The sequence below is a fragment of the Silvimonas terrae genome (genome assembly GCF_014202765.1).
GTDB classification, from domain to species: Bacteria; Pseudomonadota; Gammaproteobacteria; order Burkholderiales; family Chitinibacteraceae; genus Silvimonas; species Silvimonas terrae.
In genome coordinates this window covers 1-19,934 of record NZ_JACHHN010000011.1, presented here as the reverse complement: position 1 = coordinate 19,934, position 19,934 = coordinate 1, and the positions used below count along the sequence as shown (strand labels likewise).

Below are 19,934 nucleotides of genomic sequence, written 5' to 3'. Positions count from 1 at the left end.
GCTTCTTGCAGATGGCATGAACAAAAAAACGGGTTGTACACCGGCGCCGCACACTGGTTTGCGCCAGGACCAGCCAGTGGTTCAGATAAAAAAAGGACGGCTTCGGCCGTCCTTTTTTCTGGCTACCTCTTTCTCACCGGGTCTGTGGGTTCGTGGGTGAGATTAATCCGGCCAAGCCTGCCAGGCGTACGAATTCGGCGCGGTAGCCCGCTGTATCTTGACCTTTGGCGGCCGCTGCCCAATCTGCGATAGACGTCCAGGAGGTAGAAGCCAGTGACGGGTTATTACGCAGCTTCTGCCCGTACGCGGCAACGGCGGCCAGGAAGCGGGTGTCAGTGGAAGCATCATTAAATGAGATCCGCATCCCGGATTTCTGCAATGCCATCGAAACCAGCTGGCTTTGTTTGCCTTCCGGCTTTTTCCACCGCAGCTTCAGGTACGCCAATTCGTCACCGTGCTGTGTCACGCCCGCTTTGGCAGCTTTGGCCGACTGGTAGCGAGATGGATCTACACTTGGTTTACCCCCCTTCAGGGTCAGCTCATACAGGACAGTGACACGTTTACCGGCACCAATATCGCCTGCGTCGACTTTGTCGTTATTAAAGTCTTCGTTACGCAATTGGCGCTTCTCGTAGCCAATCTGCCGATATTCGATCACTTGCGCCGGGTTGAATTCAATCTGCGCCTTGACGTCTTTGGCGACGGTCACCAGGGTGGACTGCATTTCATCGTGCAGCACTTTGTTCGCCTCTGACAGCGAATCCAGATAGCTATAGTTGCCATTACCTGCATCCGCAATCTGCACCATCATGGCATCGTTGAAGTTGCTGCCGCCGACGCCCAGTGTGGAAAGCGTGACGTTCGAATCACGCTCACGCTTGACCATCTCGATCAGCGCCTGGGTACTGGTGACGCCCACATTGAAGTCTCCATCCGTAGCCAACAACACGCGGTTCACACCGCCAGCGATGAAACCTTGCCGGGCCATTTGATAGGCCAGCGCCAAACCCGATGCGCCCGCCGTGCCACCACCGGCCTGCAGTTGATCAATGGCAGCCTCGATAGCAGCCTTGTTCTCACCCGACAAGGGCGGCAGTACCACCCGGGTGCCACTGGCATAAGTGACCAGCGATACCGTGTCCTGAGGGCGCAACTGTCGCGTCAACATTTTGAGGGAGGTCTTGATCAGCGGCAGGCGCTCCGGCGAATCCATAGACCCCGACACATCAACCAGGAACACCAGGTTCGAAGCGGGTACAGGCTCGTTGTTACCGACAGCTTCAACATTCACCCGCAGCAGGACCTTGTTCGGGTCCCAGGGGCTGGGGGCAAGCTCATAATTTGCGGCAAAGGGCGAGTTATTCAGGCGCTTGCCGCTAATCCCCTCGGCAGGAAAATAGTTGATCAGCTCTTCAGTACGCACCGCATCGGCAGGAGGCAGGCTGCCCTGATTAAGAAAGCGCCTGACGTTGGCATAGCTGCCGGTGTCCATATCAAGACTGAACGTCGTCAGCGGATGTTTGGCAACCTGCTGGATGCCATTGTCGTCATAGTGTTTGTACTTGGCGGTGTCTTGCGAGGACATGACACGGTACTGGCTATCCATCTCCGCGCTACCTGAGATGACAATGCCAGCCCTTGCTCCCACCGGGGCCGATACGGGGGCAGGCGCAACTGCGGGATGAACTGCAGGTACCGGCGTCACGACGGTCGGAGGTGGGGCTACTTTTGATACCTGGTTTTCAGGCATGGGGGAGCTACAGCCCATAAGAGCGGCCAGAGCAAGGCAGACAAGGCTGCTGTATGCGGTGCGTTTACACATTGAACTTTCCTGTTGGCGTGAGCGGAACGTGGAATCAGGTGTGAGGCAGCCTTCCATGAGAAAGCGCGCTGGTGAAGGTAGGCGGGAGGCTTCGCAACTCACAATCAGGTCACACTGATTTGCTTATCCAGCGGGGCTGGAACCCTCAACAGTCTTGCGCAGGTTCAATGCGGGAATGGGGATTTGGCAACAAAAACGCCTTAAACCAGGGACACGCCTGGCGGGAACGGATGGCATTCCCCCCCGGGGGCACGCCGGACGCAATAACAAAAAAAACGGGCCCGAAGGCCCGTTTGGTTCAGCGTGCAACGGGGTGGATTACTTTTGCGAGAAATCCAGCGCGTTGGACAAGTCGCCCATTGGCTTGGCACCGTTGGCCACCAGCGCGGTATCACGATCCTTCAAGCCTTGCAGCACCGGCAAAGAGAAGCGGTTGGTGATGAAGCGCAGGATGGATGCGGTGTCGTACTGGGTGTGATCCACGTAACCCTTCTTGGCAAATGGCGAGACAATGATCGCCGGAATACGTGTGCCCGGGCCCCAACGGTCGCCCTTGGGCACCGTGGCGTGGTCGTAGAAGCCACCGTTTTCGTCGTAGGTCACGACGATCAGCATGTTCTTCCATTGCGGCGAGTTTTGCAGCGTGGTGATCAGGTCTGCAATGTGCTGGTCACCGTCAGTCACGTTGGCATAGCCGTTGTGCTGGTTCAGGTTACCTTGCGGCTTGTAGAAAGACACCGTCGGCAGCGTACCGGCGTTGGCATCGGCCACAAAGCGGCTGTCGAAGTCACGCAAGTGTTCTGCGCGCTCGGCAGCGCCCTGGGTGGTACCCGGGTCAAAACGCTGGAAGTAGTTGAACGGATGATGGTGGAACTGGAAGTTCGGTGTCGGGGAACCAAAGCTGCGGCTGCCCTGGGCGGCGGTCAGCGTCGTGTTCCAGGCACCGGCATACCAGGCCCAGGTGATGCCCTTGGCGGTCAACAGGTCACCCACGTTGGTCTGCGTTTGCACCGGCAAGGTGTTGGCCTTGGTCGGGTCTGCATACAGCTTGGCAGTATCGGTGCTGGCCGGCGCGTTGCTGGACGGCTGATACGGCGGTTGCATGGTGTTGACGGCGTAGAACATGCCGTTCTTGTCCTTCGGCGTGATGTTGCCGTCGGCCAGATAGGTCGCGGCAGCGCTCAGCACGGAGGACGCTGCGGTCGCAGCCGGGGTCAGGCGGACAAAGTTGCCGTTGGCATCGGTATCTACTGCCGAGATGCTCGGATGCGCACTGGCGGTATCCGCATTCGGGTAGGTCGGTGCGCACGCGCAGATCAGGTACTGGTGGTTCAGGAACGAACCGCCAAATGCGCCTTGATAGAAGTTGTCGGCCAGCACGTAGTTCCTGGCGACGTTCCACATTTTCATCTTGCTACCGTCGAAGTAACCCATGGTCAGGGCACCCGCGTCGGTATAAGCGGCGTATTTGTCGTTCTTGCCGCCGTTGATCTGCATCTGGTTTTCATAGAAGCGATGCACCAGATCGCGCGTGATGACGGTCTGGTCCACCACGACACCCGTGCCTTGCACGCCTGCAGGATCATCTACCTGGAACATGTTGTTGGCCCAGCCCGTAGCTTGCGCCTGGGTCACGGTGACCGCTTGACCTGCCAGCGTCAGACCACCCCAGACCGGCGGCAGGGTCGGCAGCGTGCTGCCGTCAAAATCCACCTGTTTGGCGATGCTGCCAGTGGCGGTCGGGTTTTTGCCCGGAATACCGTTGGCGCCCGGGAACAGGCCATACAGGTTATCGAAGCCGCGGTTTTCGGCGTAAATCACCACCACGGTCTTGATCTGATCCAGCGCCAGATCATTGTTCAGCGCGGTCAGCGGATCAGAGCCCGAGGCCAGCGCGCCGGCAATCCGTGGAATCACGCGATCGTTTTCGGCTTGCAGCGCGGCCTTGATGGTCGCGTCGGCTTCTTTGTTGTGGTCTTCCAGCAGCTTGTCTGCGCTGACGCCCAGACGGGTTGCCAGCGTGCTGGTTGCTGCGGCTTGATCGCCACCGTTCTGGCTCATCATGGCGACGAGTTCGGTGCTGATGGCGCTCAGAACGGTCGTGCCGGCCGGTGCGCGGAACAGCAAACGGCTGGTTACGGGTGTGGCGGTATTGGTGGTGGGGTCAAACCGGGTGGCATCGGTGCCGATTTCGGCAATCAGCGCAACCTTGGAACCTGCGGCAATATTGGCCTTGAGGGTATATGCGCCGTTGTCGTCCGTGTAAGCGGAGACTTCGCCGCTATCGCAAACGCCGTTGGCATTGGTGTCGATGCACACCTTGGCATGACGGAAGTAACTACCTGTGACTACACCCGAAGTCGAAACCGAAGTATCACTGCTGCCGCCGCCACAGGCGGACAAAGCAGAAAGTACGGCGACAGCGGCGGGCAATTGGATCAATGCGCGCTTCATTTTTGTACATCTCCTTGTAAGAAGAGCGCGCATTATGCGTATCGCAATGTTTCATCCTGATTAGATAAATATTGCAGCGTAGCTAAACATTTCTTTGCTTCTGTCCCCGTTTACACAAACTTGTCACTGATCCGTAATGAGCGGGTCTTAGACTCCCTGGCTGTTCGAGAACCATTCCCAACTGGTTCCGTTGATTTCCTACACCTATAAAGTCAACCGCAGGGCTGTCCATGTTCAGCAAATTCCGCTTTCCCCCCATCCGCCAACAGCGTACCGGTGTGTACTATCCGCTGTTCGTGGCTGGTGCCGTGCTCACCCTGGGCGCGCTGTATGGCTGTAAAGACAGCGTGGCCAGCACAGCGGCCCAACCCGCTGCCGCATCGCAACCGGCCTGGAAAAAAGCCGATTACGCGCCCACGCTCAAACAGCAACCCAAGGCCGCAGACATGGCAGCACTGGGCAAACTGATGTTTTACGATGTCTCGCTCTCGGGCTCGGGCAAGGTGTCTTGCGCCACCTGTCACAGCCCGGATCATGCCTATGGCCCGGCCAATGCCCTGCCCGTGCAAATGGGTGGCAAAGACGGCAATCTGGCCGGGACACGCGCCGTGCCCTCTTTGCGTTATCTGCAAAACGTGCCCAATTTTTCCGAGCATTTCTTTGACGATGATGGCGACGACAGCGTGGATGCCGGCCCCACCGGCGGCCATAATTGGGATGGCCGCGCCCGCACCGTGCATGAGCAAGCCCGTATTCCGCTCCTGGCTGTGAACGAAATGGCGAACACCTCGCCGGCCGATGTCGCCAGCAAAGTAGCCAAAGCGCCCTACGCCAGCCAGTTCAAAAAGGTGTTTGGCGACGATATCTTCAAAGACCCGGAAAACGCCTTCAAATGGGCGACGATGGCGCTGGAAGTCTTCCAGGAAACCCCGGCCGAGTTCTACCCCTACAGCAGCAAGTACGACGCTTATCTGCGCCACCAGGCCAAGCTCAGCGCGCAGGAGTTACGCGGTCTGGACGTCTTTAACGATGAAGACAAGGGCAATTGCGCCAGTTGCCACATCAGCGCCATCAGCGAGAGCGGCGGCTTTCCCAATTTCAGCGACTTTGGCCTGATTGCGCTGGGTGTGCCGCGCAATATGCATATTCCGGCCAATGCCGACGCAGCCCACTTTGACATGGGCGCCTGCGGCCCGGACCGCACCGATCTGAAAGGCCGGGGCGAGTTCTGCGGCTTGTTCCGCACGCCATCGATACGCAATGTCGCCACCCGCAAAGTGTTCATGCACAACGGCCAGTTCATCACGCTGGAACAAGTGGTGCGCTTTTATAACGAACGCGATACCAACCCGGGCAAGTGGTATCCGCGCGGCAAGGACGGCAAGGTGATCGCCCCCAACGATCTACCCCGGCAATACACCGCCAACCTGAATCAGGAACCGCCATTTGGCCGCAAGCCGGGCCAGAAGCCCGCCATGTCTGAAGCGGATATCCGGGACGTCGTCGCCTTTATGAAGACCCTGACCGATGGGTATACCGACCCGATCCAGCAAGGGGGCAAGGTCAAAACGGCGGTAAAGTAAGCTAAAACGCCGCCCGGCCCCGGCTGGGCGGCGCTTGTTCCCACATCACCGCTTGCCCCAGCCAGACGGCAAATCACCGCTGCCGGCCTCAAAACAAGGCAAACCCGCGCCGGTTATCGGCCGTTATCCCCCGCAGACACCCCAAAACGGCGCAGATTGCGCCATAAAGGGGCATGAAACCCTGTCAGGTGTTTTACTGATCAGCAAAACTCCTTACTTATCAAAGCCATGCCGCTTATGTTGCAATGCCACATAGCCGGCATGCTTCTTGCATTTGCCTGAGTGTCCCTTTGATGAAGCCAAAGCCATGCTACGTATTCTTCTGGTAACTGATACCGAGAAAGCACTGGGCGAGCTGCGCCAGTCCTTGGGTAAACGCGGCCATACGCTGCTGCCCGATGCCGCCACCGCCCCCGCACTGGCCCGCCTTGTTGAAGGCCAGTCCCCAGACCTGGTGCTGGTCGATGCTGAATCCCCCCTGCGCGATACGCTGGAGCAAATGGCGGTCATGAACCGCAACGCCCCGCGCACCGTGCAGATGGGTGAGTCTGACGCTGACCAGCGTTTGCTGGCGGCAGCCCTGGCCTTGGGCGTGTCGGTGTATGGATCGCATAACGCCACCACCGCCGCCATTGCGCCAGTCCTGGCACTGATTGTGGCCCGGCTGACCACTACCCGCCCGGCGGTGCGCGTCCCTGTCAGCGAGCGGCCGGTACAGGTTAGCCTGCGCTAACCTGGCAGAACAGACAGCCCGGTTGACACACAGCGGCGCTTACAATGGTCGGGGGGACGTACCAACCCCGTTTTTCACCTCTGAACGCAGTGTTGCCTTGCTTGCTGCTTTTTCCATGCCAACCACTGCCAGCGCCGGGCGTTTAACGCCGTCTTCTTCCAAAACGCATCTCAGACTGGGCTACGTCGCCCAGGCCGAGTGCGCGCCGCTGGTTGTCGCCCAGCGTTTGCGCCTGGCCGAGCAATACGGCATGACGCTGGAGTTATGCCGCCAGCCCTCCTGGTCTGCCCTGCGCGACAAACTGTTGCGTGGTGAACTGGACGCCGCGCAAATGTTGCACGGCATGGCCTATGGCATTCAGCTTGGGCTGGGCGGCCAGCAGGCCGATATGGCCGTGCTGATGACGCTCAGCCAGAACGGCCAGGCAATCACACTCTCCAACGCGCTGGCCGATGCCGTCATGGCCGGTAGTTCGTTGCGCATGAAGCTGGTGGACACCCCGCGCCGGCGTGTGTTCGCGCATACCTTCCCCACTGGCACGCACGCGCTCTGGCTGTTTTACTGGCTGGCCGCGCAAGGTATCCACCCACTCAATGATGTGCGTAGTGTCACCGTGCCCCCCACGCAAATGGCGGAATCCCTTGCCCGGGGTGAGCTGGATGGATATTGCGCGGGCGAGCCCTGGAGCACACTGGCCAGTAACAGTCATCACGGTACGACGGTGGTGACCAGCAGCGAAATCTGGCCCGATCATCCGGAAAAAGCCCTGACTTGCCGCCTGGATTTTGTCAAACAACATCCGGATGCCGCGCGGGCCTTGATCCGCATCCTGCTTGAGGCCTGCCAATGGCTGGATGACCCGGCGCTGCGCCCGCTGGCCGCGCCGTGGCTGGCCACACCGGAGGTCATTGGCCAGCCCGAACACCTGATCCTGGCCCGCTTGCTGGGGGACTATGGCAAAGCACCACTGCGCCAGCCCGCCCGCCCTATCCGCTTTTTTGCGGGCGGCGAAGTCAACTACCCGTGGTTGTCGGATGGCTTGTGGTTTCTGTCCCAATTCAAGCGCTGGGGCATGACCCAGGAACCGGCCAGCAATGTCACCGTGGTCAAAGCCGTCAACCAGACGGCGCTATTTGCCGAAGCTGCTGGCGAGGCCGGCGTGGCCGTGCCGCCAGACGCCTATCGCACCAGCATCTTGATGGATGGGCAACCGTGGAACGGCATTAACCCGGAAGGGTATGCCAGTTCATTCTCTGTACGGGAGCGCAGCCCGGTCACCGGGCCACGCCCGTAATCAAGCCGCGCCAAACACCCCCGGATTGACGGCGTTGGCCAGATCAGGCTCTCCCGCCAGCGCACGCAGCAGGTTTTGCCCGGCACTCACCGCCATGGCATGGCGCGTTTCTTGCGTGGCCGAGCCAATGTGCGGCAAGGCCACCACGTTGGCGAGCTGGAGCAAGGGGTTGTCTGCCAGTACCGGTTCGGTTTCAAACACATCCAGCCCGGCACCGGCCAGATGACCGGATGCCAGTGCCGCAGCCAGTGCGGCCTCATCAATAATCCCGCCGCGCGCAATGTTGATCAGAATGGCTTTGGGCTTCATGCGCGCCATCTCGGCCGCGCCTAAAAGGTTGCGGGTCTGCGGGGTCAGCGGCACGGTGACGCAGACAAAATCAGACTGGCTCAACAGTTCATCCAGCTCGCACCGGCGTGCGCCAAAGGCTTGCTCTGCCTGCGGATGCGGCGTGCGTTTGGTGTAGAGCACGCGCATGCCAAAGCCCAGCGCGCCGCGTCGGGCTACTTCGGCGCCGATGCTCCCCATGCCGATAATCCCCAGGGTTTTGCCCTGCACATCCACGCCAAAAAACTCAGCGGGCAAGTTCTGCCGCCAGTGGCCATCACGCACCCAGCGATCCAGCTCAACCACCCGCCGCGCCACCGCCAGCATCAGCGCCAGTGCGGTATCTGCGGTGGTACCGGCCAGCGCGCCTGAGGTATTGAACAAGGCCACGCCGCGTGCGGTCAGGTCATCAACCTTGATGGTGTCGTAACCGGCAGAAATGGTTGAAACCACCTTCAGTTTCGGGGCGTGCGCCAGGAAGGCAGCGTCAATCTTCAGGCCCACACCGATCAAGCCTTCGGCATCAGCCAGGGCGGCGTGAAAAGCAGCCAGATCCGCTTTGGCGCGGGGCGCATCAAAGCGGCGCAACTGGCTCTGCGCCTCAAGCTGTTGCAGCACATCATCCGGGACGGGGCTGGCGAGTACGACAACGGGTTTCATACGGCACTCCTGTGAAATGGGCGGCGCTGTGCGCTCTGGTTTGTTTTTATGCGTGGATATTGTTGCAAATGAGATTATTGCAGTGTGTCAGAGAACGCATTAATACGCACGCGCCCGATCGACCAGACCATCCACCGTCTCGCCACGTTGTAGCGCCTTGATCCGCGCGGCGATCTGCGCCACGGATGGCCCAATCAAGGTATTGGCTGCCACGTGCGGCGTGATGAACAGCGCCGGGTGCGTCCAGGCCCGGTGCCCGGTTGGCAATGGCTCGGCGGGGAAAACATCTAGCTGGGCACCCTGTAACTGGCCGCTATCGAGCAGCGCCAGCAAGGCGTCCAGATCTATCAGATCTCCTCGCCCGGCGTTGATGATGGCCGCGCCGGCCGGCAAAAGGGTAAGCCGTGCTTCGTTCAGCAATTGCCGGGTTTGCGGGGTGGCCGGTAGCAAGCAGACCAGCACATCGGTTTGACGCAACAGCTCGTCCAGCGCTGGCAACCCATGAACGCACGGCACGTTCTCGACCACTTTGGCAGAGCGGCTCCAGCCCGTGACCGGATAACCCAGACGCCCCAACGCCTGGGCCACTTGCGTACCCAACTCACCCATCCCCAGCACGCTGATACGCATCTCGGCGGCGGCCCGCTGCGGCAACCCCTGCCACAGGGCCTGCTGTTGCTGGCGCAGGTAGCCATCCATATTGCGCTGGAACCGCAATACGCCAAACAGCACGTACTCGATCATCTGTTGTGCCATGCCGGCGTCGGTCAGCCGGTACAGGTTGACGTGCGCAGGCAGGTCTGGCCGGTCCAGAAACCGGTCTATGCCTGCACCAAGGGCAAAGACGTGCTGCAAGTTGGGAAAACGCGCAAACAACCCTTCTGGCGCGCGCCAGGTGATCAGGGTGGTGACGGCGGTGTCATCTACCGCGTGCGGATGCGCGGTGATGACTGCATCCGGCAGGGCTTTGCCAAACAGGTCAAGCCAGAGCGCGTTATCGCTGGGGGTATGGATATAAATCATCGGGTATATGGGGTGGGAACGAACAGACAATACAAAGACTATGCCATGCCCGCCGTGACACGAACAAAAAAAGGCCTGCACCAGGTGCAGGCCTTGAGACGACGCTCCGTTACCGGAGCGAACCAGGATCAACGTGTCTTCAACCCTTGCTAGCGGAAGCGGCGAAAGCCGCCCATATGCCCCTGAAACCCGCCACCGTAGCTGCCACGGTCAAAACTGCGCATATTCTGGGCCCGCCCTGCATTCTGGCTCTGCATACGCTCGCCCGCACCCTGCAGGTTCTGACGGGTAGCGCCAGACAGATTGCCATTGCCCTGGGCCGCTGGTGAAACACCGCTGCGATCAAGCGTGCGTTCCGTGCCACGCTGGCGGGCCAGTTGGTCAGTGGTCACCCCCGATTCCGCCGATGGTTTGGGCACGTTCTTGAACTGGCCGTCGGGTTGCACTTGCTGCCAGCCCTGGCCCTGTTCGTAGCGGTAGACATTGCCGTCCTTGCCCGCATAAACGTTGCCGCCAGAATTGACCACCCCGCCGTGGGTCACCTGGCCTGTGCTGGCGTCGTAATGCACATAACCCTTGCCGCTGACATCGCCTGCAGCCCCTTTGCTATTAAAGCCGCCCGCGGCGGTTGCGCCCTGATCGGTGCGGGTCGCTCCGCCGGCACTATGGGTCACCCGGCCAGTGTCGGTGTTGACGCTGGTGCGTTGCCCGCCGGCAGCGGCATTGCCGGTGTTGGGGTTATAAGCTGCACCACCCTGCCCGGCTACAGCGCGGCCGGTTTCCGGGTTATAACGCACACCACCAGCGACGCCGGATGTTACGCCGGTGTACTGGTTGTAATTGCGCGCCGCATAGCCATAGCCATGGCCGCCAGTGGCCTCGTTGTAGAAACTGCCGCGCACGCCGGTACCACTGTTGCCGGTCCACGGGTTGTACCAGTCCGCCCGCACGCCCTGGGCCACGGTGTTGCCCCAGCGCCCATAGACATTGCCCACCGCCACAGACGGCCCCCAGTACCATGGGTTAGGCCCATACCAGCCATACCATGGTCCCCAATACGGACCATACCAGGCCGATGCCCACGCCCAGCCAGCGACAAAACCAAAAGTCCAGCCGGCGTAGGCGTCATAGCCAAACGCCACGTTGTAGCCATACGTGCTGGGGCAGGCATACCAGACATCGCCAATCCAGGCATTGCAGGTGTAACCCGTGCCATAAACCACCACGCCATTGGTAACCACCGTGCCGTAATAACCCGGTGTATAGCCCACGTAAACCACAGTATCGGTGTGGCCGTATACGTGTACGTAGGTGACGTAATGCAACGGGGAGTTGGCGGGGATGGTGTAAATCACCGCCGGCACCAGCGTGGCCACCGCCCACGGCCCGAGGGCGGATGTGGCACTGAACCAGACCCCGTTCTGCACCGCGTAATACTGCGTGGGTGCCACCTGAATCACGGGCGTGGCGGTGTTCCAGGCGTAGTTCAGCACCGTGCCTTCAATCGGCTTGAACTGAGCTTGATTGCCATCGTACTGCACGTGCAATTGCGCCTGACTGACCTGAACGGTCGCGGTTTGCGGAATCGAATTGGCAATCAGCGATTCACGTGCTTCCGGCGTACCCGGGATCGATGCCAGCACCGCGCTCTTGGGGCTGTCTGAGGCGATTTTGGCAAAGCCGGCGGGCAGTTTGTCGCCCGGCACATACGTCCATGGCCCTTTGGTCGAAGACGCGGTGAACCAGCGGCCGGACAACAACACATACCAGGCGTTCTCGGCCTCGGCATCCACAAACACATCGCCGGCTGTGTTCACTACGTACGCCAGGTTGGTGCCCGCCAGCGGCGCAAATTGGGGCTCGCCATCGACCATGATCAGTTCGGTGGGGCTGGTGGCGGTGTAGATGGCCGGGTACTTCCCCGCCGCCAGTGCTTTTTTCATCTCGTCACTGGGTTTGTCCATCACATCCACCTGTTTGGCGGCAATGGCTTGCTGCATGGCCTGATCCAGCCCGGCCGGCACGCTGGTGGCCGGGGTCCACGGCCCGGTCAGGGCAGACGCTTTCACCCATTTGCCGGCAAAGCGCAGATACCACGTCCCGTCATCAATCAGCAGCAAAGAACGCGTATTGATCACCCGGCTGACCCCAGCGGCGGCCGTGGGTTTGACGGAAGGTGAGCCATCCACCAGCACCAGCAACGCCGGTTCAAACGAGAAAATAATCTGCGGCGGCGCGTTATTGACCTCCACACTGGCCTGCGCAGCATCCGCATGGTTAATGGCCAGCGTGGCCTCCAGTTGATCCAGACTGGATACAAACGGCTTTTGCGGGATGGCTTTGCGCGCCAGCGCCAGATAACGGCTCTGGTTGGCGGTATCAGTCGGGAAGCTGACTTTGTCCAGCGTCACATTATGCAAGGTCACCGTGCGGGCTTGTTTGTCGGTTTCCGTGCGGGCAGAAAACCAGCCCACCCCATAGGCCAGAATGTCTTTTTTCTTGCCATCCGGCGCAGTCGCGGAGCCCTTTTTGACAGAGATGGCGAGGCGCCCGCTCAAGGTATCGCCAGACCAGTTATCAAGCTGTGGCTGGTAAAACGTGACCGGCGTGCCATCCACCGTAAAGTGATGTGGCCAGGGGGCGTTGTTGACACTGGCCGCGTAGGCTGGCAACGCCAGCACCGCCAGCAAAATCGCCAGGGATCGCCACAATTTCTGGAGCATATTCCATCCTTTTGGGAAACCGTCGTGCTGTCCTCAGGTGTAGACCGCCGACGCTGTGGTATTGCGGGTCATAGCACTGGTTTTAGCGCACGCGCGGCTGCTTCACCAGGCGGGCGGCATAAGTACACGCTTTTATGTGAGAAATTTCCGGCCAGACCGGCCGCCCGCCAAACCGGCTGAAGGTGATGGGATGAGCTTGGGCTGTCGCCGTTTGTCGTAGAAAGGCTTGACTTGATATTTCGTAAAATATATCTTAAGACACATATCGTAAGATATAGGTGACAGTGCAAAGACGCTGCACCTCAACAAAACCAGCAATTTCTACAAAGGAAAAACCCATGCGCCATTTTTTTGACAAACTGCGCGAACACCACCATCGGCATCACGAATGCCGCGAAGACATGCTGCACATGATCGGCCGGCGCGGCCATGGTCATGGTCGTGGCTTTGGCCGTTTTGGCGGCGCGGATGATGAAGGCGGTGGCCGCGATTTTCGCGCTGGCCGCAAGCTCTCTTCTGGCGACCTGCAACTGATCATTCTGAGCCTGCTGGAAGAAAAACCCTGCCACGGTTACGAAGTCATCAAAGCCCTGGAAGAACGTACCAACGGTTTTTATGCCCCCAGCCCCGGCATGGTCTACCCTGCCCTGACGTATCTGGAAGAAACAGGCCAGGCCAGCGTGGTGCAAGACGGCAACAAAAAGCAGTACAACATCACGGAAGAAGGCCGCACCTGGCTCAATGAAAACCGCGATCGCGTCGAAGCCATCCTGGGCCGCCTGACCGCCATTGGCGACAAGATGGACCGTATCCGTGAAGTATTCGGTGAAAAACTGGATATGCATGCCAGCCGCTTTGGCATGAGCGTGGAAGACGACGGCGGCCGCTTCATCAAGGAACTCAACCAGGCCCGCAGCGCGCTCAAATCCGCCATCCGTGCGCATGTCGGTGCGGGTGAGGAAGAGCAACGCCGTATTGCCAGCATTCTGGCCGAAGCCGCGCGGCAGATTGAGGCCGGCGGCAAGTAAACTGGCCCCTGTCTCGCAAACCAAAAAGCCACCATTACGGTGGCTTTTTTTCTGGCCGGCGCCTAGCGATGTTCCGGTGCGATCGTGGCAATGGGTTCGGCAAACCGTGCATGCGCAGCCGGGTCTACCGGTTTGTAGCGGCGCACCGCGCTGGCCGGGTCCTGGCCGAGGAAATTGTTATCTTTCCAGTTACGTGCGGGCCGTACCGGGCGGGGGGTGAACCCGCCGCCGCAATTCGGGCACACATTGTTGAGTATGTTTTGCACGCACTCTGCGCAGAAGGTGCATTCATAAGAGCAGATGCGGGCATCCAGCGCATCGGGAGGCAGTGGTTTGTCGCAATGTTCGCAACCGGGTCTGAGTTCGAGCATGGTTCACTCCGTGGCAAAAAAGGAAAAACTGTTGCCATGTTATCCAACAGATAAATCTGTGTTAAATGCGGGTTCTGCCATAAACAGAAAAATTCATGCCATCCGTTATGTCATGGCAAGATGAGTATCCAGGCATCCATTTCCGGGTAAAGCCGCGCATGCAACGCGTTCTCTTTGTGATCCCGCCGCAGGCCCATTTACTGGACCTGGCCGGCCCCGCGCAGATGCTGGCGACCGTACCAGAAATGGGGATTGCGCCCTTGCCATTGGTTTATGTCGGCGCAGCACGTGAAACCCCCAGTTTTCAAGGCGTGGGCCTGGGACCACTCCAGCCCTTGCCGGGGCAATTACGGACGGGCGACGTGGTCATCGTCGTGGGTAGCAAACAACACCCTGACAGTCAGGAGCAAAGCGCCAATGCGCAGATCGTCCGCTGGTTGCGAGAGGTAGCTACCCCCGCCTTGCCGGAGATTCGCCTTGCCAGCGTGTGTACCGGCGCGTTTTTCCTCGGCGCGGCCGGGTTGCTGGATGGCCGCAGTTGCACTACCCATCACAGTCATCTGACCCGCCTGCAACGGCTTTGCCCAACAGCACGAGTGCTGGCAGAACGCATGCTGGTTGAGGATGGCCCGCTGCTGACCAGCGCTGGCGTCTCTGCCGGCATTGATCTGGCTTTGCATTTGCTGGCGCAGCAGTTTGGCGCAGGCATAGCCATTCGCATTGCCCGCGACAATCTGGTGCCGTTCCGGCGACTGGAAAAAGATCCGGCGCTGGATGCCCAATTGCAATATCGCAACCACCAGCATGCCCTCATCCACCAGGTGCAGGATTTTCTGGCAGATCAACCGGCTTTTGATCAGCCCTATGACGATCTGGCCCGCCGTTTTGCGGTCAGCTATCGCCATCTGGCGCGCTTGTTCCAGCAAGCCTGTGGCGTGCCGCTCAAGCAATATCACCAGCAATTGCGGTTGGGTCTGGCACGTCAGCTGTTGCGGGACAGCCGCTGGCCGGTAGAGCGCGTGGCAGAACGGTGTGGTTTTGCCAGTCCGCAAGCCTTCCGGGCGGCATGGCGGCAGGTAGAGCCGTTATCACCCACGGCCTGGCGCACGGCTGAACGGTTGGTCGGGGCGGTAACAATCCCGTCTTTGCCTGGTGCGAACAGGATCATGTCAAAATAACGGCTGTGGTTTGCTAGATACGTAAACCACTTCTTCATCATTGGATGCCACTACATGCTGTCGCTGGTTTTCATCTGTCGCATCATCGCCCTCCTCGCCTGGCTGGAAGGCTTGTCTTTCGCCTCGGTGCGTTGCGATCCACGCTGGGCAGCGCAAACCCCGCGCCAGCCCTGATGGCCGGGTAACGCCCATAAAAATGGCCCGGTTCAAGACCGGGCCATCGCGTTTGAGGCGCTGCCGTTCAAGTGCGGTTGATCGACAAACCACCATCAATCAACGAAGCCGTACCCGAGACAAAGCTGGAATCATCCGAGGCAAAATACAGCACCGAACGGGCCAGTTCTTCTGGCTTGGCGACGCGCTTGAGCGCATGCAATTGGGTGATGAAGGCGGTTTTTTCCGGGTTGTCGTTCATTTCGCGATACATATCCGTATCGACCGCGCCCGGTAAAATGGCGTTTACCCGGATATTGCTGGGGCCAAACTCGGCCGCCAGTGTCTGGGTCAGGCCAATCAGCCCGGATTTGCTGGCGGCATAAGCGGCCACGCCCGGAAAAGACGAGCTGTAACCGACAAAGGTGGAGGTGAAAATCACCGAGCCGCCACCGTTCTTGAGCATTTGCGCAATCTGATGCTTGGCCCCAAGGAACGAACCGGTCAGGTTAATGGCAACCGCATCACTAAAACCCTCGGCGCTCACACCGGTGCTCGGGCCGGCTTCACCCAGCGTACCGGCGTTATTGAAGGCGATATCCAGCCGGCCATAAGCTTCGACGGCCGTGGCCACCAGCGCTTTGGCATAGTCTTCCGAACGCACGTCACCCGCCAGGCTGACGGCCTCACCACCGGCAGCGCGGATTTCTGCCACCAGCCGGGCCAGTTCATCCTCGCGGCGGGCCCCGATCACCACTTTGGCGCCTTCTGCGGCAAACAGCTTTGCGGTTTCCCGGCCAATACCAGAACTTGCACCGACCACCAGTGCTACCTTGTTTTGCAAACGTCCCATGATGTTTCTCCGTCAATGTGTCAATGAAGATGTCTTGATGTTTTCCCCACAGAACCTGGGTCAGGTCCGGCTGGAGGTGTGACTGCAGTATGGTCTTGCCTTATCTGCCGGAGTAGCCTTCAATTTCCGCATCTGCTTTCCGGAAAAACCGAACAATCATGAAGTTAGATGGCATTGCCACGTTTGTCACCGTTGCCGAGTGCAAGTCTTTGAGCGAGGCAGCACTGAAACTGCGTATTTCACGGTCCGTGGTCAGCGACCGTATTGTGGAACTGGAAAAAGAACTGGGTACCAGCCTGCTCCAGCGCACCACTCGCAAGATCACGATCACCGAAGACGGCATGGAGTTCTTGCAGCGGGCCATCCGCATCGTCCGGGAGGTGGAAGAAGCCACCGCAGTCATCGCTGAGCGCCATGGCACGCTGGCCGGGCCTTTGCGCATCTCTGCGCCGGTCACCTTTGGCCGCCTGCATCTGGGCCCGGCGCTCTACCCGTTTCTGGCCAGGCATCCGGAAATCGGGCTCACGCTGGATTTGAATGATCGTCGCGTAGACGCTTTTTCTGACGGGTTTGACGCCATCATCCGTCACGGACCCATTCAGGACTCCTGGCTGGTGGCGTGGACACTGGCCAGCAGCCGCCGTGTACTGGTCGCCGCGCCTGCGTATCTGGCTGCGCACGGCCAGCCCACAACAGCCGCAGAACTGGAGGGCCATCGGGGTATTTTCTATCTGAACCGGGGGGCGGGTGACTGGCGCTTTGGGCCGGCGGGCAACACCACCATCGTGCATGGTCAAGCCGGGCTGGTGCTCAACAATGGCGACATGATGCGTGACGCGGCCGTGGCCGGGCTGGGTATCGCCCTGCTGCCACAGTTCATTGCCAGTGAGGCGTTGCAGCGTGGCGAATTAGTCAGCGTGGATATCGGGATTGAGCCGGAGCAAGAGTTCATCTACATCGCCCACCGGGAAGGTCAGCGTGTATCCGCCAAACTGCGCGCGCTGGCGGACTGGCTGCGTGAGGCCTTTGGCAACCCGCCTTATTGGGATCACTCTGGGGATCACTCTGCCTAAGCGGGCATGACGTTGTATTGCCCAAAAAAAAACGCCGCCAGAAATTCTCCTTGGCGGCGGGGGTTTATCAGCGTTGTCCCAAGACTTATCCACAGTTTCTGTGGGCAAATCCGTATCAAAATCCGTATCACTTAACGGCGGTGCTCGCCCCAGAAGTTCTTGCGCCGGATCCAGCCGGTTTCAAACTGGCGCTCGCTCAACAATACGTTCTGGACATCCCGCACCGTACTGGCTGCGCCGGCCAGGTAGATCGTGGTCGGCATGGGTAAATCCAGGGTGCGCGCAATGCCGGACTGGCGAGAGGAACCATTGCGCTTGTCCATTTGCAAGAACGGCAGTTGCAGCGCCTCAATCACCCGGCCGATGCGGTCATCGCCATCAATCACACCTTCACACGGCCCGTTGGCCGCCGCCGCAATGGCGGCAAACGGTGCCAGCGTCGTGGCATCGCCAAAGAACCAGTGCGCCTGAGCTTGCCAATCCACCGTAATGCGGCCAGAGAAGCCGCGAAACCGCACATTGTCGCCGCGCTCCAGCAACCGTGCCCACGCGCTACCCGGCCCTTGCCCATGCAAGTGGATCAACAGTTCGATCTCGCCTTTTTGCGGATCAAAGCGGTACACCGAATATTTGCGGCGCACCTGCATGCCCTGACCATCGACAAACACGGAGATTTCCATACCCGGCTGGTAGCCCGTCATGCTGCGGATGCCGTCCCCGGCCAGGACCACGTGGCGGATCACGCCTTCCAGTGTGGTCGCGCGCAGTACGGTGGCGCGCTCAATCCGTTCGCCCTTGATCAGGGCCTTGATGCTTTCAATCACGCTCATGCCCGATCTCCTGCGGCTGATGCCTTGTTGCGTCTCATGATTTTTCCTTTGCAGATCTTGTTTTTGCTGTTGTGGTGCTGCGGTATTCAGTGCGGCCTCTGCGGGCCTTTTATATCTTACGATATAAGTCTTAAGATATATCTAAAGAAATGATGATGACAAGTCAAAGACGGGGCAAACAAGCTTGCTGTGACACACCACCAGACAAACGGCAGGATGCCCACGGTATTGAATACGAGTATTTACTCGTATAATCTGCGCCATTCTATGAGCAATTACTCGCGTTTCATACTCGCGTCCTGGAGCCACCATGCAAGCACCGGCAAACCCAAGAAAATCGCCGCGTCAGGCCCGATCACAGCTGATGGTGGAAACCATTTTGCAAGCCACGGCTCGCGTTTTGAGCGAGCGCGGTTATGCCGCCACCAACACCAATGCGGTCGCAGAACGTGCCGGCGTGAGCGTGGGTTCGGTGTATCAGTATTTTCCCAACAAGGATGCCCTGATCAACGCCCTGCATGAGCGGCATGTGCTGCAAATGGAAACGCTGATCCTGGATGCGCTGGATCACCTGGCCGGCAAAACCCTGCATGAAGCGGTGGAATGCATGATCGAAGCGGTGCATGAAGCCCATTTGCTGGAGCCGGAACTGCACCGGGTGCTGGAAAACGCAGATTTGCTGTGTGACCCGCATGACGATGACGACGGCTACCGCGCGGTGATGCTGGCCGTGCGCCAGTTGTTTGAAGAACACCGGTCCGCCATCAGGGTCAGCGATCTGGATCTGGCGGTGTGGAGCACCATGAAGATTGTGGAAATCATGGTGCACAGCGCGGTGCTCAACCCGCCGCCCAACTTCACGCAATGCCAGTTGCGCTGCGCCATTGTCGATGCAGTGATGGGCTACCTGGTGTTTCCCTCTTCTGTCACCCCGCGCCCCGTTGCGGCGGGTGAACTGATCGAAGTCAAAACGTAAGGCGCAAGACAGCACAACGCGCGTCGGGTGCATATACTGAGTGGATCAGCCCGGCGGGCCACAAGTCACGCCGGGTTTTTGATCTACCCACAAAAAGGAACCCGTCCATGAAAATTGCGATTATCGGCGTTACCGGTCGCGCAGGCTCACGCATTGCCGAAGAAGCCTGCCGCCGTGGTCACAGCGTGACCGGCATTGTGCGCAACCCGCAAGATGCGCCCACGCCCAAAGGCTGCGTCTCGCTGGCCAAGGGTGATGCCACCCGGCCAGAAGAACTCGCGCCCTTGATCAAGGGCCATGACGTGGTGGTCAGTGCAGCGCATTTCAGCGTGCTCAAGGCCGCGCCGCTGCTGGCAGCCGTGAAAGACGCTGCCGTGCCGCGCCTCGTGGTGGTGGGGGGTGCAGCCAGCCTGGAAGTTGCCCCAGGCAAGATCGTGCTGGATGACCCGAATTTCCCGGAGGCCTATAAGGTTGAAGCCGTGCCCGGCAAGCAATTCCTGGATGACCTGCGCGCAGAAAAAGCCGTGTTGTGGACGTTTATCTCGCCACCGGCTGAATTTGCACCGGGCGAGCGCACCGGCAAGTTTCGCATCGGCAAAGACCAGTTGCTGGCCGACAGCCACGGCCGCAGCCATATCTCGATGGAAGACTACGCGATTGCGCTGGTGGATGAGCTGGAAAACCCGCAGCACACGCAGACCCGGTTTACGGTGGGGTATTGATTGAGGTGTGAGGTGTGAGGTGTGAGGTGTGAGGTGTGAGGTGTGAGGTGTGAGGTGTGAGGTGTGAGGTGTGAGGTGTGAGGTGTGAGGTGTGAGGTGTGAGGTGTGAGGTGTGAGGTGTGAGGTGTGAG

Annotated in this window: 16 protein-coding genes; 8 read left to right on the top strand and 8 right to left on the bottom strand. The window is 59.6% G+C overall.

What is annotated here, in order from left to right; all coding sequences use genetic code 11:
- Positions 1-133: 133 nt before the first annotated feature.
- Both HNQ50_RS20215 and acpA read right to left on the bottom strand, forming a co-directional pair.
- On the bottom strand, positions 134-1,585 hold the full coding sequence (locus HNQ50_RS20215; protein WP_221303289.1) for a vWA domain-containing protein: 1,452 nt from the start codon (positions 1,583-1,585) through the stop codon (positions 134-136).
- A 555-nt stretch (positions 1,586-2,140) separates the two neighbouring features.
- A complete protein-coding gene (gene acpA, locus HNQ50_RS20210; RefSeq protein WP_184103042.1) occupies positions 2,141-4,276 on the bottom strand; it encodes an acid phosphatase in 2,136 nt (711 codons plus the stop codon).
- A gap of 230 nt (positions 4,277-4,506) precedes the next feature.
- On the opposite strand from acpA, the gene HNQ50_RS20205 reads away from it, so the two are divergent.
- The 3 genes from HNQ50_RS20205 (at position 4,507) to HNQ50_RS20195 (ending at position 7,886) form a co-directional block, all read left to right on the top strand.
- Positions 4,507-5,859 (top strand): cytochrome-c peroxidase, encoded by a 1,353-nt coding sequence (locus HNQ50_RS20205; RefSeq protein ID WP_184103041.1) that lies wholly within the window; start codon positions 4,507-4,509, stop codon positions 5,857-5,859.
- 307 nt (positions 5,860-6,166) lie between these two features.
- Positions 6,167-6,592 (top strand): ANTAR domain-containing protein, encoded by a 426-nt coding sequence (locus tag HNQ50_RS20200; RefSeq protein ID WP_184103040.1) that lies wholly within the window; start codon positions 6,167-6,169, stop codon positions 6,590-6,592.
- Between the two features lie 115 nt (positions 6,593-6,707).
- Complete coding sequence (locus HNQ50_RS20195; protein ID WP_184103039.1) at positions 6,708-7,886, top strand: CmpA/NrtA family ABC transporter substrate-binding protein; 1,179 nt, start codon at positions 6,708-6,710, stop codon at positions 7,884-7,886.
- Here the strand turns inward: HNQ50_RS20195 and HNQ50_RS20190 are convergent, their stop codons facing one another.
- From HNQ50_RS20190 to HNQ50_RS20180, 3 genes are all read right to left on the bottom strand, one after another.
- Positions 7,887-8,873 carry a 2-hydroxyacid dehydrogenase gene (locus HNQ50_RS20190; protein ID WP_184103038.1) on the bottom strand — a complete coding sequence of 329 codons (987 nt, stop codon included), beginning with the start codon at positions 8,871-8,873 and terminating at the stop codon, positions 7,887-7,889.
- Between the two features lie 99 nt (positions 8,874-8,972).
- Positions 8,973-9,896 (bottom strand): 2-hydroxyacid dehydrogenase, encoded by a 924-nt coding sequence (locus HNQ50_RS20185; protein ID WP_184103037.1) that lies wholly within the window; start codon positions 9,894-9,896, stop codon positions 8,973-8,975.
- 149 nt (positions 9,897-10,045) lie between these two features.
- Positions 10,046-12,619, bottom strand: a complete 2,574-nt coding sequence (locus tag HNQ50_RS20180) for a hypothetical protein (protein WP_184103036.1) — start codon at positions 12,617-12,619, stop codon at positions 10,046-10,048.
- 338 nt (positions 12,620-12,957) lie between these two features.
- Here HNQ50_RS20180 and HNQ50_RS20175 point away from each other — a divergent pair, with 338 nt between their 5' ends.
- On the top strand, positions 12,958-13,647 hold the full coding sequence (locus tag HNQ50_RS20175) for a PadR family transcriptional regulator (RefSeq protein WP_184103035.1): 690 nt from the start codon (positions 12,958-12,960) through the stop codon (positions 13,645-13,647).
- A 62-nt stretch (positions 13,648-13,709) separates the two neighbouring features.
- Here the strand turns inward: HNQ50_RS20175 and HNQ50_RS20170 are convergent, their stop codons facing one another.
- Positions 13,710-14,018, bottom strand: coding sequence for a DUF1272 domain-containing protein (locus HNQ50_RS20170; protein ID WP_184103034.1), 309 nt, complete (start codon positions 14,016-14,018; stop codon positions 13,710-13,712).
- A gap of 158 nt (positions 14,019-14,176) precedes the next feature.
- Between HNQ50_RS20170 and HNQ50_RS20165 the strand changes: the two genes are divergently transcribed.
- Entirely contained in the window at positions 14,177-15,196 is a 1,020-nt protein-coding gene (locus HNQ50_RS20165) for a GlxA family transcriptional regulator (protein ID WP_184103033.1), read from the top strand.
- A 241-nt stretch (positions 15,197-15,437) separates the two neighbouring features.
- On the opposite strand, the gene HNQ50_RS20160 is transcribed toward HNQ50_RS20165, so the two are convergent.
- The gene (locus tag HNQ50_RS20160) at positions 15,438-16,202 is read right to left on the bottom strand and encodes an SDR family oxidoreductase (protein WP_184103032.1); all 765 of its coding nucleotides are present in this window, start codon (positions 16,200-16,202) and stop codon (positions 15,438-15,440) included.
- Between the two features lie 158 nt (positions 16,203-16,360).
- Here HNQ50_RS20160 and HNQ50_RS20155 point away from each other — a divergent pair, with 158 nt between their 5' ends.
- Positions 16,361-17,275, top strand: a complete 915-nt coding sequence (locus tag HNQ50_RS20155) for a LysR family transcriptional regulator (protein WP_221303288.1) — start codon at positions 16,361-16,363, stop codon at positions 17,273-17,275.
- A gap of 131 nt (positions 17,276-17,406) precedes the next feature.
- On the opposite strand, the gene HNQ50_RS20150 is transcribed toward HNQ50_RS20155, so the two are convergent.
- Positions 17,407-18,105, bottom strand: coding sequence for a siderophore-interacting protein (locus HNQ50_RS20150; protein ID WP_184103031.1), 699 nt, complete (start codon positions 18,103-18,105; stop codon positions 17,407-17,409).
- A 310-nt stretch (positions 18,106-18,415) separates the two neighbouring features.
- Here HNQ50_RS20150 and HNQ50_RS20145 point away from each other — a divergent pair, with 310 nt between their 5' ends.
- Both HNQ50_RS20145 and HNQ50_RS20140 read left to right on the top strand, forming a co-directional pair.
- The gene (locus HNQ50_RS20145) at positions 18,416-19,081 is read left to right on the top strand and encodes a TetR/AcrR family transcriptional regulator (protein WP_184103030.1); all 666 of its coding nucleotides are present in this window, start codon (positions 18,416-18,418) and stop codon (positions 19,079-19,081) included.
- A gap of 107 nt (positions 19,082-19,188) precedes the next feature.
- On the top strand, positions 19,189-19,803 hold the full coding sequence (locus tag HNQ50_RS20140; protein ID WP_184103029.1) for an NAD(P)-dependent oxidoreductase: 615 nt from the start codon (positions 19,189-19,191) through the stop codon (positions 19,801-19,803).
- Positions 19,804-19,934 lie beyond the last annotated feature (131 nt).